Genomic DNA, 18,052 nt, shown 5'->3' with positions numbered 1-18,052 from the left:
GCATGCCTTTTCTTGTAGTGTGCATTACCCGCTGAACATTTCAGCTAATTCTGCACGGGCCTGGTCAAAACCAATATGGCACCGTGTCGCGAACTGTTGGTTATATGCTTCAAATTGAGTGACCAGGAAACGGTCAAGGGCGTCCTCGTTCGGGAACTGCTCTTTGCGCTTACTGTACCGTTTGATCTGCTTATTGAATGACTCAATCAGATTTGTGGAGTAGATGCTTCTCCTGATTGCTTCAGGGAAATCATAAAAAGTGAACAGATCCGGATTGGCTTTCAACGATTGCGTGACTTTGGCGTAAGATTTCTTCCACTTCTCGATAAACGCGTCCAAAGCCTGCTCAGCTTCGGCCTTATCCGTGGCGCGATACAGGGACTTCAGGTCCTCACAGATTGCCTTCCGGTCCGACACACGGACCTTGTGGGAAATGTTGCGTGCAACGTGAATGAAACATGTCTGGTATTTCGCTTTTGGAAACACCGAATGAATACTGTCTTTGATACCTGGAAGCCCGTCAGAAATGAAGCGCAGGACTTCCGTCACGCCCCGTGCATGGATATCTCCAATCAATTCTTTCCATACATACGCAGATTCCGTCGGCGCGACAGTATAGGCCAGCACTTCCTTGGAGCCATCCTCCCGGATGCCCACAGCGATATAGACAGCCTCTTTGGTCACTGTCTCCCGTTTGACGGGCAGGAATGTCGCATCCAGGTACACGCACACATACCGCTCGGATAACGAACGCTGGCGAAATGCCGCCACTTCTTCTGTGACCGCCCGGGTCATATTTGAAATGGTCTGGGGCGTATAGTGATGCCCATACATCCGTTCAATCAGATGGGAGATTTCAGACATCGTCACCCCTTTTTGAAACATAGGGATGACAAAAGATTCCAATGTGTCATTGGACCGCTTGTAAGGCGCAACGGTCTGCTGCTTGAAGTCCCCATTCCGGTCCCGGGGAATGTCAATCTGAAGGTCGCCATATTCGGTATGTAACGTGCGGGAATAGACGCCGTTTCTGGAGTTCCCGGAATTGAAGCCCACACGGTCATACTTTTCGTAGTCCAGGAATGCAGTCAATTCGGTTTTCAGTAATGTGTTCACCGCCGTTTCCAGGTGGCTGCGGAAGATTTCTGTGACATCGTCTTTTTTTACTAGAGCTTGAATAATATCTGATGTAAAATGATCCATAGGGGTCGTCCTCTTTTCTTGGATTTGGTGTGGTAACTTAATCTTACAAGAAAAGGACGCCCTTTTTCTATTTATTCATTTACACAAACTATTTTACGCTCTCTCATGTAAAAATCCCCACTAATATGATATGGTAATAAACTGTAAACATATATATCATTTCTACATATAAATATGGAGGCCAACATGGAAGAAACATTGAATTTGGAAGACATTCTTGAAGTGATCAAGAAGAACCTGGCGCTGATCATCGCCCTTGTACTGCTCTTTGGTGCAGCCGCTGCATTCGCCACCGCATTTCTCATGACCCCGCAATATGAAGCCAACACACAGATCCTCGTCAGCCAATCTCAGGAATCAGAAGCCGTCAACAATCAGGATATACAGGCCAGCCTTCAGCTGATCAATACATATAGGGACATCATCAAGAGTCCGACAGTGCTTGATGATGTCGTAAGCAACCTTGATCTGGAACAGGATACAGCGGCACTCGCCAACCAGATTACGGTAAACAACCAGGACCAGTCGCAGGTCGTGACCGTCACGGTCACCAATGAAAACTCGCAGGATGCGGAAACCATCGCGAACGAAATCGGCACAGTCTTCCAAGAGCGTGTGCAGGAAGTGATGAACGTCGACAACGTCTCCATCCTCGCACCGGCAGATGTCGGTGATGAGCCATCACCTGTATCGCCGCAGCCGCTCATCAACATCGCCATCGGGATGATCCTCGGTGGACTTCTTGGGCTCGGTATCGCATTCCTCAGGGCATTTCTTGACAAGCGGATTACGACAGATGAAGAAATACAGAAGCAACTGGAACTGCCGGTACTCGGTACGATCGCTAAATTCGATAGTCAGAAAGGAAACTAGACATGTTTGGTAAAAACAAATCCCGCAACTATGTATCCGGGCCAACACAACTTATCGTGGAGAAGCAGCCGAAATCCCCGGTCAGTGAACAGTTCCGTACTGTCCGGACGAACATTATGTACTCGAACATCGATACTGAAATCAAGACGGTCCTCGTCACCTCGGCAACCCCGGCCGCCGGCAAGTCCACAACCGCAGCAAACCTTGCGGTCGCCTATGCACAGTCCGGCAAGCGTACCGTACTGATTGATGCAGACCTGCGCCGCCCAACGATGCACTATACATTCGAGATGACGAACCAGCGCGGCATGTCCACCGCAATCGTCAATGATGTACCGGTGGAGAACATCGTCAGGGAAACCGAAATTGAAAACCTCGACCTCATCACTTCCGGGCCGATTCCTCCAAATCCATCAGAATTGCTCTCTTCAAAGAAGATGGTCCATCTGCTGAAGACATTCTCCATGCATTACGACATGGTCATCATCGACTCGCCACCGCTGCTTGCGGTGACCGATGCCCAAGTACTGAGCAAGATTACAGATGGCACAGTGCTTGTCACCAACGTTGCAGCAAACAACCGGGACAGACTGCTGGAAGCAAAGGATCTGTTGAAGAAGGCCGATGCGAATATTCTCGGCGTCGTCATGAACAATAAGAAGATGAACACGAAGAAGGACGACTATTATTACTACTACGGGAGCGAATAATTATGATAGATATCCATAACCATGTACTCATCGGCGTGGATGATGGTCCACAGACAGAAGAGGAGGCAGTGTTGCTCCTCAAACAGGCAATCGACAATGGCATAACGGATATCATTGCGACCCCGCACCATTACAGCGGGGATTTCGTTAACCCTGGAAGTAAGATTTTAGAAAAAATGGACGAACTCAACCAGATCATTCTACAACATCAATTGGACATCAACGTACATCCCGGTCAGGAAACGAGAATCAATGGGAACTTCGGCGAAGAGTTGAAGTCCGAGACAAGCATCCCACTCAACCAATCGCAGTATGTGCTGGTTGAGTTTTCTTTTAATGAAATACCGAGTTACGTGTGTCCGATGTTCTACGACATGCAGATGAGTGGGTATACTCCGCTTATTGCGCATCCGGAACGGTGCAAGCCGATCATCAAGGACCCGGATAAGCTGTACGAATATGTGGAGAAGGGTGCAGTGGCGCAGGTCACTGCAGGATCCGTAGCTGGAGAGCTTGGAGAGAACCTTAAAGAGACGAGCCTCAAGATGATTGAAGCCCACCTCGTCCATATCATTGCGAGTGATGCCCACCATGCCGAACTACGACCTTTCATGTTGAAGGAAGCATACGATGTGGTGGAACAGGAACTTGGATCCATTTATGTGGAAGACTTGAAGCAGAATGCAGAAGCCGTGCTTCTTGGAAAAGAAGTGAAGGTGAAGCGGCCATCTAAGATAGAGACCCATTATAAAAGCAGTAAGAAAAGAAGAAAGAAGAAATTCTTAGGACTATTTTAATTGAGAAAGAAGCGTGTTGATTTATGGGAGCAAAAGAACGGTACATACTCCTCCTTATCATTGACTCACTGATTGTGACATTTTCAGTATTTATAGGTTATTACATACTGGCACCTTTCTTCCTTCAGTATACGATGCCGGTTCTTATTACTACTTCAATCATCCTCTTGATCAGTCATCATGTATTTGCCTATGTATTCAACTTGTATCATAGAGCCTGGGAGTATGCGAGCGTCAGGGAATTGATGTCCATAGCCCAAGCGGTTACCGCATCGATTATTACCACATACATATTGAACATCTTGTTGTTCCAGACCACATTTACAAGGTTGATGATCATTACTTGGATGATGCACCTCATTCTTATAGGAGGCTCACGCCTTTCGTGGCGCGTTGCACGTCATCACTTAGTTGGAAAACAATCATCAGACCAGGAAAAACTCCGCACTTTAGTAGTAGGAGCTGGAAAGGGTGGTTCAATACTGATTAAGCAGATGTTGGATACCCCTGCGATGAACATGCTGCCAGTGGTAGCAGTAGATGATGATTCTACTAAGCAAAGAATGGAACTTGCTGGGGGAGTAAAAGTCGAAGGCAAGCGCGATGACATTGAAAAGCTTATAAAAAAATATGATATTCGAAAAGTTGTAATCGCCATTCCGTCATTAAGCAAATCAGAGCTCAATATCATTCACGACATTGCCAACAGTGAAAGTGTCGAGGTGCTGACAATGCCTAATATTGATGATGTAATGGCAGGTCGAATTGAAGTGAATGAGCTGAAAAAAGTTGAAGTAGAAGATTTACTCGGACGGGAACCAGTAGAATTAGACTTCAAAGGGATTGAAGAACAAGTTAGAAATCGGGTAGTACTAGTTACCGGTGCAGGGGGGAGTATCGGTTCTGAGATTGTCAGACAGATTACGAAATTTCTCCCCAAGAAGATAGTTTTAATAGGGCATGGAGAGAATAGCATCTATAATATTCTAGAAGAAATGTTGTCCCTAAATAATGGTATTGAATATATTCCTATAATTGCCGATGTGCAAGATCGGAAAAGGATGTTTGAGCTATTTAAAGAGTATACACCAGATATCGTATATCATGCTGCAGCACATAAACATGTCCCCTTAATGGAAGCTAATCCCAAAGAAGCAATCAAGAATAATATTATAGGAACCAAGAATGCTGCTGAAGCAGCATGTCATTATAAGTGTAAAAAATTTGTAATGATTTCTACTGATAAAGCGGTTAATCCGCCGAACGTGATGGGAGCTACAAAAAGAATTGCTGAAATGATAGTACAAGCATTAAATAAGGAAACAATGGACACTACCTTAGTCGCGGTTCGATTTGGTAATGTTTTAGGAAGTCGGGGGTCAGTTATTCCTAAATTCAAGAAACAGATTGAATCAGGTGGACCAGTTACAGTCACAGATGAACGTATGACTAGATATTTTATGACAATTCCCGAAGCGTCAAGGTTGGTTATTCAAGCAGGTGCAATAGCTGAAGGTGGTGAAGTTTTCGTTCTCGATATGGGAGATCCAGTAAAAATAGTAGATTTAGCTAGAAATATGATTAAACTGAGTGGTTATAAAGAAGATGAAATTGGAATAAAATTTAGTGGAATCAGACCTGGCGAGAAATTATATGAAGAGCTCTTAGATGAGCATGAGATCCAGACAGAACAGGTATATACGAAAATTCACAGAGGCAAAACAACCGCATATTCTATTTCAGTAATTGAAGAAACCATAGCAAGATTTGAAAACGAAGTTAGCATAAAAGAATTATTACTAAAATTTGCAAATAAAAAATTATAAATTCTACATTACTTGGGCTTCTATGTAAAAAACTTCTTGCATTTCATCTTCCGTAAAGAATCCTTTTTAACGCTATACTAAACTTTTATAAAAACAGCTTTCTAATCTATAGAAACCCTACACTGTCAATTCTCACAGATTACTAAAACTCACGGAGGGGCAAATGAAAAAAATAGTGATTCTTTCCAATCATCATGCTTATACGTATAATTTCCGAAGAGAAATTATACAAAAATTAATCGACAAAAACTTTCAAGTATATGTTGTGCAACCTTATGGAGAAAAAGTAGAACTACTTAGAAATATGGGGTGTCATTGTATAAATCTTCCTCTAGATCGTAGAGGGACTAATCCCATTAAAGATTTGAAGTTGCTTATTGAATATTTCAAAATCATAAAAAATATTGGGCCAGATGTTGTAATTACATATACTGTAAAACCAAATATATATGGAGGCCTTGCCTGTAGAATGCTAAATACGCCTCATCTTCCCAATATTACAGGTTTAGGAAGCGCTGTGGAGAAAAAAAGTTTTATGCAAAAAATAATGTTACTCTTACATAGAGTTTCATTAAAGAAAAGTAATTGTATAATGTTCCAAAATAAAGAAAATAAAAATTTATTTGAAAAGAAAAATATAGGGAGCAGAAGACGTAGGCTTATTCCGGGATCGGGAGTTAATACAGATTATTTTTCATACATTGAGTATCCTGAAGAAAAGAAAATTGAATTTGTATTTATTTCACGAATTATGAGAGAAAAAGGAATCGATGAGTATTTAGAGGTCGCTGAAGAGATAACTGCTAAATATCCAATGACAAAGTTTCATGTCTGTGGATTTTGTGAAGAGAATTATGAGAATAAACTTACAGAATTGGAAAAAAGAGGGATCATCACTTATCATGGGATGGTAAGTGATGTAAGAGCAATACTAACTACTACCCATTGTACAATTCACCCTACTTATTATCCAGAGGGTATGTCAAATGTACTACTTGAAAGTGCAGCAAGTGGACGTCCAATCATTACAACAGATAGAAGTGGGTGCCGAGAAATTGTTGAAGATGGGGTTAATGGGTATATAGTTAAGACAAATAACAGTAAAGATTTAGCAGAGAAAATAGAAAGGTTCTTAGAACATAGTCATAATCAAAAGAAGCAGATGGGCCTTATGGCACGTGAAAAAGTCAAGAAAGAGTTTGACAGGGACATCGTTATCGAGGCTTATTATGAAGAAATCATGAATATATGAGGTGTAATAATGAATTATAAAAGTCTGATCCCCAATCAAGAACTTAGGTTAAGTTTACTGAAAGTTACAGAATTCATCCCTGATAAGCAGATGATAAAGTTGCAATATAAAATTGCTACTGGAAGGAAGCTAGATCTGATTAATCCACGAAGATTCACTGAGAAATTACAATGGTATAAACTCTATTATAGAGATTCGAGAATGACTAAAAGTGCTGATAAATATCAGGTTAGAGAATACATAGTGTCAAAAGGATATAAAGAAATCCTTGTTCCACTTTATGGTGTTTACGAAAAAGTTGAAGAAATAGATTTTGATACTTTTCCTAATAGCTTTGTTCTTAAAACCACAAACGGTAGCCAAACGAACATAATTTGTGAAGATAAATCAAAGCTCGACCTGGATAGTGTAAAGAAAACTCTCAACAGTTGGTTATTCAAAAGAACTAGTAAGGCTGGAAGAGAGTGGCCTTACTATAATATTATGCCACGCATTATTTGCGAAGAATATCTTCCTAAAGATGATAATGGGAATATGGTTGACTATAAATTTGTTTGTTTTGAGGGGAAAGTGGCCTATGTTTTTGTCAATACAGACAGATCTTTTGATGGGGGATTAAGATTCGGAATTTATAATGAAAAATTTGAGAAACTGCCTTACGGTCGTAAAGGACTAAAAAAAACAACCGATAGTATCATCAAGCCAATTAATTATGAAAAAATGATTGAAATTGCAGAAGCTCTGTCAAAAGACTTCCCACATGTGAGGATTGATTTATACAATATAGAAGGAAAAATATATTTCGGGGAGATGACTTTTTTTCATGGGAGTGGCTATGTTGAATTTGAGCCGGATGAGTTTGATTACATTTTAGGTGAGAAATTTAAGGTACCGCTATTAAAGTCTTAAATGAAAAGTGTAAAGAATTTTATGAATCAATATTAGAGGAGTTTTAAGATGCAACCATTTAGAATTTTGCATGTTTTTGGAGGGTTAGATTCTGGAGGCGCCGAAAGTAGGATAATGGATATATACCGAGAAATTGATAGAACTAAAATTCAATTTGATTTTCTAGTTCATACTAACAAGAAGGGTTTTTTTGAAGATGAGATAAATGATATGGGTGGTAGAATTTATAGAGTGCCAAGGTTTGATATCACAACAATATATTCTTATTTCAAAGCAATAAATAATTTTTTCAAAAAGCATTCGAGCTATAAGGTCGTTCATGGACATATACTCAGTACGGCATTTATATATCAGAGATATGCAAAAAAGTATGATATACCAGTTAGAATTGCTCATTCAAGATGTGGCAGTAGAACAGAGTTTAACTTCAAAAATGCTACAAAGGAGTTATTCAAAAGGTTCTCTCGTTTTTATGTGACCCATAAATTTGCAGTCTCAAAAATAGCAGGAGATAGTGCATTTGGAAGTAATAAGGTGCGTAGTGGCGCGGTTGAAATCTTACCAAATGCTATCAAAACTGAAAAGTATAAATATGATCAAGAAATAAGAGAAAATAAGCGTCAAGAATTGAAGGCCAATGGAAATTTTCTTATAGGACACATTGGACGATTTACGAAGCAAAAGAATCATGATTTAGTTATAGATGTTTTTCATGAGTTAAATAAACAGGAACCTAATACAATGCTGGTTTTGGTAGGGGACGGCGAATTAAAAAGTGATATTTTAACTAAAGTTAATAGTTTAGGCTTAAGTAAACAAGTTATATTCACAGGGGTGCGAGACGACGTCCACGAACTTCTTCAAGCTATAGACTTACTTTTGTTCCCATCTTTTTATGAGGGTCTTCCTGGCGTAGTCTTAGAAGCACAAGCAGCAGGTTTACCTTGTATTGTTTCAAATAAAATAACTAAGGAAGTGAAAATAACAGACTTAGTTACCTATGTATCCCTTGAAAAGAACGCTATATTTTGGTCAGAGAAGATAAGAGAGACCTTAAGAAGTTATAAAAGGGAAAGTAAACATAGTGAAATTATTGAGGCGGGGTATGATATAAAGTCAGTAGCTAAATGGTATCAAAATTTTTATTTAAGTTATAGAGATTAAAACAAAGATAGCAAGATTATGATGAAATAAAGTAATGTGAGGGGTTCAAGTGAAAGTACTAAAAAGCATTATTAAAAAGAGTGATTTTGTAATTTATGTGTACTTCAGAATGAAAATGCTTATAAATAGATTTCATTTTCGATTCAATAAACGTAGGCCATTAGTAAAAAAGTTTATCAAGAATGTAGGATATATTCCAAACTTGAAAAATCCCAAATCTTTTAATGAAAAAATTGTATGGTTAAAATTACATTGGAGAGATGAGAATGCTACTCAGTGCGCTGACAAATATGCAGTTAGAGATTACGTAGAAAAAAAAGGAGAAGGAGCTATTTTAAATACAATTTATGGTGTATATGATAAAACTTCAGAGATTGATTTTAATCAACTGCCTGAAAAATTTGTTCTTAAAGCTTCTCATGGCTCAGGGATGAATATAATATGTACCAATAAAGATGATTTCAATTGGAAGAGCGCTAAAAAAAAATTAGATAGATGGATGAAAGTTAACTATTACTTTTTAAACGGTGAGTGGGTTTATAGAAATGCGAAACCTAGAATTGTCTGTGAAAAGTTTATAGAAACAGAAGATAATAAACCCCCTAAAGATTTTAAAATTTTTTGTTTTAATGGAATACCGCGTTTCTTATTTGTTGCGACGGATAGGGGCGAAGAAACAAAGTTTAATTTCTACACTTGTGAATGGGATGAAATACCAGTAAAGCAACATTACCCTATTAGTGATGAGATTATAGAGAAACCAGAAAATTTGGAAGAAATGTTAAGGATAGCAAGGAGCTTGGCTGTAGGATTTCCTCAAGTAAGAATTGATTTCTACTCAGAAAGAGGTCAAGTTATTTTTGGAGAAATGACATTCTTCCACTTTAGTGGTACACAACCTTTCGAACCGGTCAAGTACGACTATATATTTGGAGAATATCTTGAATTGCCCGATAATAATTACGAGAGGTCGATATTATGAAGTTAGTTTCTATTGTGATTCCGACATACGGCGGGGGAGATTATCTAATAAGAGCAGTTGATAGTGTATTGAACCAAGATTACGAAAATATCGAAGTTGTAGTAGTAGATGATAATGGACAATGCACAGACAATCAAATTAAGACACAAAACTATATGCAAATATTTAAAGAAAATAATAGAGTGAAATATATAAAACACACAGAGAATTTCAATGGAGCTGTCGCCCGGAATTCAGGTGTGAAACATTCAAAAGGCGAGTATATCGGTTTCTTAGATGATGATGACACTTATTTAAAAAATAATATAACAAAGCAAACAGAAGTCTTAGAGAGATTAGATCACTCATGGGGAATGTCATATTGTTCACACAAAGTTTTCTTGAATGGCAAGCATATTGAAACAGTTAGAAAAAAGAAAAGTGGTTCTTTATTATACGATATACTTCTACATAAAGTTACAATAGGTAGTTCTTCATTATTAATTAGAAGAGAAGCGTATGAAAGAGTAAATGGATTTGATGAATCATTTAAAAGGCATCAAGACTGGGAGTTTACTGCTAGGGTAGCCTCCGAATATAAAATTCATGTCGTAGAAAATATAGGTTTTATCAGAAATCTTATGTTTAGAAATAGCCCTGAAAATCTACAAAGAGCGAAAGATTATAGGAACCATTATTTAATAAAAATGAAACCCCTTATTACTAAATATAGTCCAAAAAAACAACGAGAGATTGTAATTACAAATAAACTACAATTGATATTTAAATATCTTCGAAAAGGCCAACTAAAAACCTTTATTGAAGAATATAGAAATGCAAATGCGGGAGTATTTGGTATATGGATATTAGTTAAATCTACTTTTTCATATATTTTTTCCAAGTTTAAAAATAAGTTGATAATAAACTAATTCAATAGTTCTATAAGATGAAATTATTGAAGTGTAATAGGATGAAACAGTTATGAAAAATATAAGCCATGGTAAACAAAAAAAAGACAGTGTACCAAATAATATAAAACTTAACAGTTTTTTGCTAGCTTTAGTTTTAACTATTCCATACTTAAATTTAATATTTTCAAGTTTTGCTTCAATACAATCACCTGGTCTGTTATTTGGTGTATTAACTATATTAATTTATGCAATTTCCTTGATTAGAAGCAGGAAATATGAAGTGCCAATAATGTTAGTGCTGTGTAGTATGGTTATATTTATTTTCTTTTTAGTGTCCTATATTTCAGCCAGTTACGATGGGGTAGTTAAAGCTACAGTACTAAGTTTTTTGTACTATGGATTTTTTTCAATATTAGTTTCATTAAAGTCTCTATCTATTAAACATACTTTAATATATATTATTATTTTATCTATTATTGGCATCATTGATCTTAATACGCTCATTAACAGTGCTAGAACTACGAGTGGTACTATATCAATGAGTTATTCTTATGCCTTTCTACCAAGTATATGTGCGACTATTATTTTCCTTATTTATTATTTGAAAGAATCTAACCTTATTATCCTTATAGGATGTGCATTTAATATATATCTGCTTTGGCTCGTGGTTACTGATGGATCTAGAGGTGCTTTACTTGCGATTGCGTTTCTAATTGTATTACTAATAACAAATCGTTATAAAAAAGGTCATCACAAAGTAAACAAATGGATAATTTATATATTGTTAATTGGGATACTATATTTAATAGTTGATTTCAATAATTTCATTCGCTCCCTCTATCACTTTACACATAATTATGGATTTTCATTAAATATCATCGATAAAACTTATTCAAAAAGTTTAGAAGGTGATGCCTTGAATAATAGAGAATATATTTATGGCCTTGCAGTGGAGGGGATAAAACAATCACCAATTATAGGCCATGGGATTGGAAGTTTTGAGATAAAATATGGGGGTTACCCACATAACTTGTTACTACAACTGCTGTACGAAGGCGGGATTATTTTGACAACGGTGGTCTTGGGTCCAATCTTATATGGTTTTATATGGCTATATAAAAAGAAAACTAATAATTTTAATATAAGTATGTTAATTATCTTATTGAGTTCTATTGGTATTCCTAGGTTATTATTTTCTGCAAACGTGTGGTCACGAGAATCTTTTTGGTTATTATTTGGTCTTGTTATAGCACATGTTATAGCAAAACGAAGGAATTGATTGAAGGAATTAGTTATAAGCGGTTAAGACAAAGAAGCCAAAGGGTGAAATGTATGCATATAAATATTATATATCGAAAATTTTTAAGTGACGATGGAGAAGAAATTACAATTGGGGGTATTCAGACATACATTAGTATGTTATCAAAATTATGTTTAGAACAAGATAGAGCTGTTCGTGTATACCAATATGCTAAAAAGGATTTCAAAAAAATAATAAATGGCATTGAAGTTATCGGAGTTAATGTAAATGGAATAAAAAAAGAAAGTAATAAGAAAAAGAAACTTTTTAATAGTTGTATTGAATATTTTGATCAAAAGAATGACATATTAATTTTTGCTTGTGAATCCATGGTGGTCGCTAATAATATTCAAAGATCTATTGCTATCCAACACGGTATTCATTGGGATGTTAAAAGTCATGAAAATTATTCTTCCACACTTAATAGAATCTATTTATTTAAAAAAGCTATTAAAGCAAATAGACTCATAAAAAGAATCCAAAAAGTAAGTAAAATAGTTTGTGTAGATCATAACTTTATTAATTGGTACAGGTCACAGGTTGCCTATGAAGATGTAGATTTTCATGTAATTCCTAACTGTACAGATATCCCTGTTTGTAAAGTTAAAGAAGAAAAAGTATTAAAAATAATTTTTGCCCGTAGACTTGTTGAAAGGCGTGGAACTAGTCTCATAGCAAAGACGATTCCTCATCTTCTCAATAATTACGATAATATTAAGGTAACAATTGCTGGAGAAGGTCCTGAATTGGACTTTTTAAAAAATAGCTTTAAAAATCAACCTCGTGTAGAATTTATGAAATACAATCAGAGTCAAAGTCTGGAAATACATCAAGACCATGATATAGCTTTAGTACCTACTATTGGTTCAGAAGGCACTTCTCTATCCTTACTAGAAGCAATGGCATCGAATTGTGCAGTTATAGCCACAAATGTTGGCGGAATGACAAATATTATTTTAGATAATTATAATGGACTTTTGATAAAACCCAATGAAACAGATCTCTATGAATCTATAGTAAAATTAGTGGAGGATAAAAAATTACGAAATAGATTATCTACTAATGCATATAGTACAGTTTCACATGCTTTTAATAAAACACTATGGGAAGAGAAATGGCATAAGATATTCCAGGGCTTTGTATAAAGAAAGTCTAAAACTGAAATGCTATATATGAAAGAATTAATAATTATTTATGGATATACTCTATCTCGATTTAAATTATAGGTGAAGTAAAGTGGACATCTTTAAAAAGGTATTTAAAAGTAATTTTGCAAAAAATATCATGATAATAGCTAGTGGGACTGCTTCTGCACAACTATTAACGGCAGCTCTATCACCAGTGATTACAAGAATTTATTCGCCAGAAGACTATGGTGTATTAACAGTATATATTGCAATATTAAGCTTGTTTTCAATAGGAGCATTAATGTATGAAAAAGCAATTCCTATATCAGAAAACGAACATATTGCTACAAATGTATTAGCCTTATCGATTTTAGCATTAATCAGTTATTCTACTCTAGCGATGTTTGTTATATTTTTTTTGCGGATGACATCCTTATTTGGTGAGTTTTTATATAATTATGGTTTTTTAATTCCAGTTGGAATTTTTATGGTTGGTTTGTTTAGCATTTTTAAACAATGGGCTTTTAGGTATAAAAATTTTAAATTAATTTCTGCAACTACGATTACTCAAAGCGTGTGGGGGAATACTTTTAAAATTGTCTTTGGTTTACTAAACTTGGGCCCTTTAGGATTACTATTAGGAAGTATTATTAACCAAAGCTCTGGTGTTCTCAGATTGTCAAAACAATTAGTGCCTAGAAGAAAGATCCTCTTTAATAATATAGAAATTAAAGAAATAATAAAAGCCATGAAAAGATATAAAGGTTTTCCTATGTATAATGTTCCTGTCTATTTTATACGTATGTTAAGCGATAGATTACCGATTATCTTTATAACATTATTTTTTGGATTAACAGTTTCCGGTTTGTATGGTTTAGCTTTTACTATTGTCAAGATGCCTTTAAACTTACTAGGTAATTCAGTCGGGAATGTTTTTTACGCTGAAGCAGCCAGTATAGCTAAAACCAATCCTAAAAGACTTAGAAATTTATCAAATAAGTTAATAGGCAAATTGCTTGTTTTAGGTCTTATTCCCTTTCTTATTTTAGTGATTTTCGGACCATTTCTTTTTGGCCTGATTTTTGGGAGGGCGTGGGAAGAAGCAGGTGTGTATGCCAGGATAATTGCTATAATGCTTTTATTTAGTTTAGTTTTTTCACCAATAAGTAGAGTTTATGAAATTTATGAAAAGCAAAGGCTTAGCCTAGTTTTGAATGTTATCCAAATTATTCTCATATTAATAGTATTTACTATTTCATTAATATTCAACTTCAATTCTTATTTAGCAATATTTCTATATGCAATTGTTAAATCTGTAATGTCATTTGTTATTTATATAATTGCGCAAAAATTAATTAACAAAGAAATAGAAACTAAAAATATCGCCGATTGTAAAATTAAGCTAGACACCTAAAAAGGGTCACGCGTGATACACTCAAAATGAGTTTTCCGACCAAAGAAAATCATAGGAGTGATCACGCATGACCGAAACCAATATTACCACGGACGAGCTAGTAATCATAGAAGTCTATTTCCATCAAGAGCCCCCGACTTCACAGATTGCGAAACGGATTGGGCGTGCCCGGCAGACGGCTCATAATGTCATCGCATATCTCAAGGGCGGGCACACTGCGCTGGAGTATTATCGGCGCTATAAGGAAAACAAAAGCCGGTGTGGTAGAAAACGGATTGTCCTACCGACCAATCAGCAGAAACATGTTGAAAAGCAGGTGGCGCAAGGCTGGACACCGGATGTGATTGTCGGTCGGCAGGAAATATCGATTGACTGTTCCGACCGCACACTGTATCGCATGTTCCAACGGGACACCTTTGAGGCGGGCAAATTACCGATGCAGGGTAAGCGAAAACCGAATGGCCACCAGGAACGCCGGGGCCGTCAGGCGTTCAGACCCAATATTTCCGAAAGAACAACTGGCTACCCGGGGTTTAATAAAGAATTCGGCCATCTGAAGGGCGACACCATTATCGGTGTGCGACATAAAAGCGCCGTCATCACGCTGGTCGAACGGCTATCGAAAGTCATCATCACATGGAAGCCTGAAGGGCGGACGGCCAAGGATATCGAAACCGCCATCAACACGTGGTGTCATCAGGTGCCCAGAAACCTATTCAAGTCGATCACCTTCGACTGTGGTAAGGAATTTTCCAACTGGCGGTCAATGAGCAACCGGAATGATCTATCCATCTACTTTGCCAACCCGGGGACACCGTCCCAACGGGTATTGAATGAACATTCCAACGGTCTGCTCAGGAGGGGTGGACTGCCTAAAGATATGGATTTTAATACGGTCGATCAGGCGTACGCCGTTGGAAGTGTTTTTGAGTTGCATGGGGGATGGAGAACTGTCTAGCTTATTTTGACAAGCGATATGTATATAATTGCTTAGGACGTTGAGAAATAATTATTTTATCTATATAGGTTAAAAATCTATTAGGAAAAGTCGGTGAACATTATTATAAAATATATTTATGCAAAAAGAAAAAGAATTAATGTTTTAAAGAAAAATCTTTTTTCATTCCAAAAATATTTAGTTGCAGGTAAATATACATTAACAGTTGAAGGGAAAAATATTTGTTATTTAGACTCTATAGATGCAAGGGGATTCTTAGGGTTAAATAATTCACATTTATCCGATGGATTAGAAGGAAAATACCAGGTAAAATATATCCTAAAAAAAATTATAAACTTTATTTTTATACCGAATAAGATTAAAGTGAGCAAACTTGAAAGTTGTAATGAACATTTTTGTGGGTCCTTGATTATGTTAACTAGACAAGGTGATAAAAAGATATTCAATTTTAAAGATAAAATTATTTTAAATATTATTAGTGAAAAAGAAAAGTACGAACGGATTAAAGTCGCGCATAACTCTTTCAGTAATTATATAAATTCAACTATATTTGATTTTGATGATAGTACTAAAACATACAAAGAAAAATTAATAGATTTTGAAAGTTTTAATAGTGTAAGTGAAGTAGAAAAAAATTATATCATTAAAGAGTTTTTTACTAATTACAATAATTATTTTATATCACTAGATAAAAGTAATCTTAAGAAAATTAAAGTTGAAAATTTATTGACATCGTTTTATGAAGAAAATAATAATATACTACTATATGATAAATTGGTTAGTCACTTTAAAAAAAGTAATATGTTCGATATTACATTTCCACAAACATTACTATTAGGGGACATGTGCTTTTTTAATATACTTAAAACTTCTGATAAAACCTATTATATAGATTTTGAATATTCTGATGAATATATATTTTTTTATGACTTTATGAATATATTGTTTGTAGAGTTTAATAGAAAAAACCCTATCTATTTAATGAAATATTTAAATGGTGAGTATGATAAAAATTTGGAGAAGACTTTTCAGATATTTGATTTAGATTTCTGTATAGACAAAAGGGAGCAATATTTTATTATGTTCTTGTTGGAAAGAATAGCATTAGACAAAAAAATGAATGGTGGTCAACAGCTTAATGAAAAATATTACATGAAAATATTCAAAGTTTTAAGTTACTTAGAGAGTAAGGAAAATATTTATTAATCTTAATAATAAATAGATATTAACAATATTAGATAAAATCAAGGAATTTTTTTATTTTAGTACTGATTTGAGTTAGTATTTATAGCTTATAAGTAAAATAGCAGGATAACTTTGGAAGTGGATATAATAGGAATCTATCAGAAAAGCGAGGATTATTTTAATGGGTTTATTAAATATTGCTAGAAATATTATTAATAATCAAAATATTTGTATTATGGGAATAGATGGGGCGGGAAAAACTAGCACTATAATGGCAATAAGTAATATTTTGGGTCCAACTACAACTGTACAATATATGGGTAATAAAAATTGGGAAACTAAATTAGGCAAAGAAATGAAATACTTTCATTCAAAATATAAAATACCAACAGTAATCATTAAAGCAGTAGAATTCTACTACAGAGTTTTAAAGCATTATACTAGTGCAAATATAGTTATATATGATCGATATGTGTGGGAGAATGTATTAAATATAGAGAGTAAGTATAGTAAGAACATAAAATTCAATCTAAAAAAACTTCTTTATAAGCTAATATTTATAAAATTATTCCCTAAGCCCAAATATTGTTTTTATTTGACTTGTGATTTAAAAACATCAATTGAAAGAAAAGATGATATAGATTCTAAAGAAACAATAAAAGAATTAGAAAGGTTAAAACGTATAAATGACGAAGGGTTTAAAAACAATAAACATATCAAAATTATTGACACAGATATTTTAAGTAGTGAAGAAACAGTTTATTATATTTTAAAGAATCTACCTGAGAAATTTCTAGAAAATAGCGTTAATTAACAAGTTAAGTCGGATATAAACATTATTAAAATAAGGATGGAACCTAATGGTAAAATATCTAAATGATTTTGAAGAATACTTAAATAGAAATTCTTTAACAAAAAAAGATGTATGCATAGTAGGTAGTGCTGCCTTAGCTGTAAAAGGAGGAAGAGATAATAAGGATATTGATTTTATTATAAGGCCCTCAAAACTTAAAAAATTTAAAAAATTTAATAAGATACCACTAAATTATTCAGGTCATCACGAGGTAGAGAATAATATAGACATTTATAAAAATAGATATGTAATAGTTAATATAGATGATTCTATGATTTTTAAACGAAAATTATATAAACATTATAACGGATATAATTTTGTAAAGGCAGAGATAGAAATTGCATATAAAAATGTGAGAATGAGATCTAAAGATATTGAAGATATGAAAGAAATTAATTCAATAAGTAATTCATGGAGAAGTTTAGACTGGAATTACGTTGATGAAGTTTCAAAAAGGTATTATAGCTTAACTAATTACAGGAAAATGAGGTATAAAATTGATGAGCTTGTAAGAAATCCTAGTATAATTAAATTTAAAATTAAGAAAATTCTTAATTTAGAAAACCCAAAATTGTGATATGAATGGATGTATACATTCATATAATAGTA

The 18,052-nt window shown here is 35.0% G+C and carries 17 protein-coding genes; 16 read left to right on the top strand and 1 reads right to left on the bottom strand.

The window, feature by feature from the left end; translation table 11 throughout:
• Positions 1-24: 24 nt before the first annotated feature.
• The gene (locus ACZ5LF_RS08745) at positions 25-1,203 is read right to left on the bottom strand and encodes an IS256 family transposase (RefSeq protein WP_380570595.1); all 1,179 of its coding nucleotides are present in this window, start codon (positions 1,201-1,203) and stop codon (positions 25-27) included.
• A 186-nt stretch (positions 1,204-1,389) separates the two neighbouring features.
• On the opposite strand from ACZ5LF_RS08745, the gene ACZ5LF_RS08740 reads away from it, so the two are divergent.
• From ACZ5LF_RS08740 to ACZ5LF_RS08665, 16 genes are all read left to right on the top strand, one after another.
• Positions 1,390-2,076, top strand: a complete 687-nt coding sequence (locus tag ACZ5LF_RS08740; protein WP_380570594.1) for a YveK family protein — start codon at positions 1,390-1,392, stop codon at positions 2,074-2,076.
• Between the two features lie 2 nt (positions 2,077-2,078).
• On the top strand, positions 2,079-2,786 hold the full coding sequence (locus ACZ5LF_RS08735) for a CpsD/CapB family tyrosine-protein kinase (RefSeq protein ID WP_380570593.1): 708 nt from the start codon (positions 2,079-2,081) through the stop codon (positions 2,784-2,786).
• 2 nt (positions 2,787-2,788) lie between these two features.
• Positions 2,789-3,583, top strand: coding sequence for a tyrosine-protein phosphatase (locus ACZ5LF_RS08730; RefSeq protein ID WP_380570592.1), 795 nt, complete (start codon positions 2,789-2,791; stop codon positions 3,581-3,583).
• Between the two features lie 23 nt (positions 3,584-3,606).
• Entirely contained in the window at positions 3,607-5,409 is a 1,803-nt protein-coding gene (locus tag ACZ5LF_RS08725; RefSeq protein WP_380570591.1) for a polysaccharide biosynthesis protein, read from the top strand.
• Between the two features lie 163 nt (positions 5,410-5,572).
• Positions 5,573-6,661: a glycosyltransferase family 4 protein gene (locus ACZ5LF_RS08720; protein ID WP_380570590.1), complete on the top strand. Its 1,089-nt coding sequence runs from the start codon at positions 5,573-5,575 to the stop codon at positions 6,659-6,661.
• 9 nt (positions 6,662-6,670) lie between these two features.
• Positions 6,671-7,570, top strand: coding sequence for an ATP-grasp fold amidoligase family protein (locus ACZ5LF_RS08715; protein WP_380570589.1), 900 nt, complete (start codon positions 6,671-6,673; stop codon positions 7,568-7,570).
• A 48-nt stretch (positions 7,571-7,618) separates the two neighbouring features.
• Complete coding sequence (locus ACZ5LF_RS08710; protein ID WP_380570588.1) at positions 7,619-8,734, top strand: glycosyltransferase family 1 protein; 1,116 nt, start codon at positions 7,619-7,621, stop codon at positions 8,732-8,734.
• Between the two features lie 49 nt (positions 8,735-8,783).
• On the top strand, positions 8,784-9,716 hold the full coding sequence (locus tag ACZ5LF_RS08705; RefSeq protein ID WP_380570587.1) for an ATP-grasp fold amidoligase family protein: 933 nt from the start codon (positions 8,784-8,786) through the stop codon (positions 9,714-9,716).
• Positions 9,713-10,624, top strand: coding sequence for a glycosyltransferase family 2 protein (locus ACZ5LF_RS08700; RefSeq protein WP_380570586.1), 912 nt, complete (start codon positions 9,713-9,715; stop codon positions 10,622-10,624). Before ACZ5LF_RS08705 ends, ACZ5LF_RS08700 begins: the two co-directional genes overlap by 4 nt.
• A 52-nt stretch (positions 10,625-10,676) precedes the next feature.
• Positions 10,677-11,885 carry an O-antigen ligase family protein gene (locus ACZ5LF_RS08695; RefSeq protein WP_380570585.1) on the top strand — a complete coding sequence of 403 codons (1,209 nt, stop codon included), beginning with the start codon at positions 10,677-10,679 and terminating at the stop codon, positions 11,883-11,885.
• 53 nt (positions 11,886-11,938) lie between these two features.
• The gene (locus ACZ5LF_RS08690) at positions 11,939-13,051 is read left to right on the top strand and encodes a glycosyltransferase family 4 protein (protein WP_380570584.1); all 1,113 of its coding nucleotides are present in this window, start codon (positions 11,939-11,941) and stop codon (positions 13,049-13,051) included.
• A 91-nt stretch (positions 13,052-13,142) separates the two neighbouring features.
• Positions 13,143-14,447, top strand: a complete 1,305-nt coding sequence (locus ACZ5LF_RS08685; RefSeq protein ID WP_380570583.1) for a lipopolysaccharide biosynthesis protein — start codon at positions 13,143-13,145, stop codon at positions 14,445-14,447.
• Positions 14,448-14,514: 67 nt separating this feature from the next.
• Positions 14,515-15,405: an IS30 family transposase gene (locus ACZ5LF_RS08680; protein ID WP_446692557.1), complete on the top strand. Its 891-nt coding sequence runs from the start codon at positions 14,515-14,517 to the stop codon at positions 15,403-15,405.
• Between the two features lie 93 nt (positions 15,406-15,498).
• The gene (locus ACZ5LF_RS08675) at positions 15,499-16,611 is read left to right on the top strand and encodes a hypothetical protein (protein ID WP_380570582.1); all 1,113 of its coding nucleotides are present in this window, start codon (positions 15,499-15,501) and stop codon (positions 16,609-16,611) included.
• A gap of 160 nt (positions 16,612-16,771) precedes the next feature.
• Positions 16,772-17,404, top strand: a complete 633-nt coding sequence (locus tag ACZ5LF_RS08670; protein ID WP_380570581.1) for a nucleoside/nucleotide kinase family protein — start codon at positions 16,772-16,774, stop codon at positions 17,402-17,404.
• A 46-nt stretch (positions 17,405-17,450) separates the two neighbouring features.
• A complete protein-coding gene (locus tag ACZ5LF_RS08665; protein WP_380570580.1) occupies positions 17,451-18,020 on the top strand; it encodes a hypothetical protein in 570 nt (189 codons plus the stop codon).
• Positions 18,021-18,052: the final 32 nt, after the last annotated feature.

This window comes from Salinicoccus siamensis (assembly GCF_055391965.1).
Note: the sequence above shows the minus strand (reverse complement) of the source record. Positions and strands in the feature narration are given on the sequence as shown.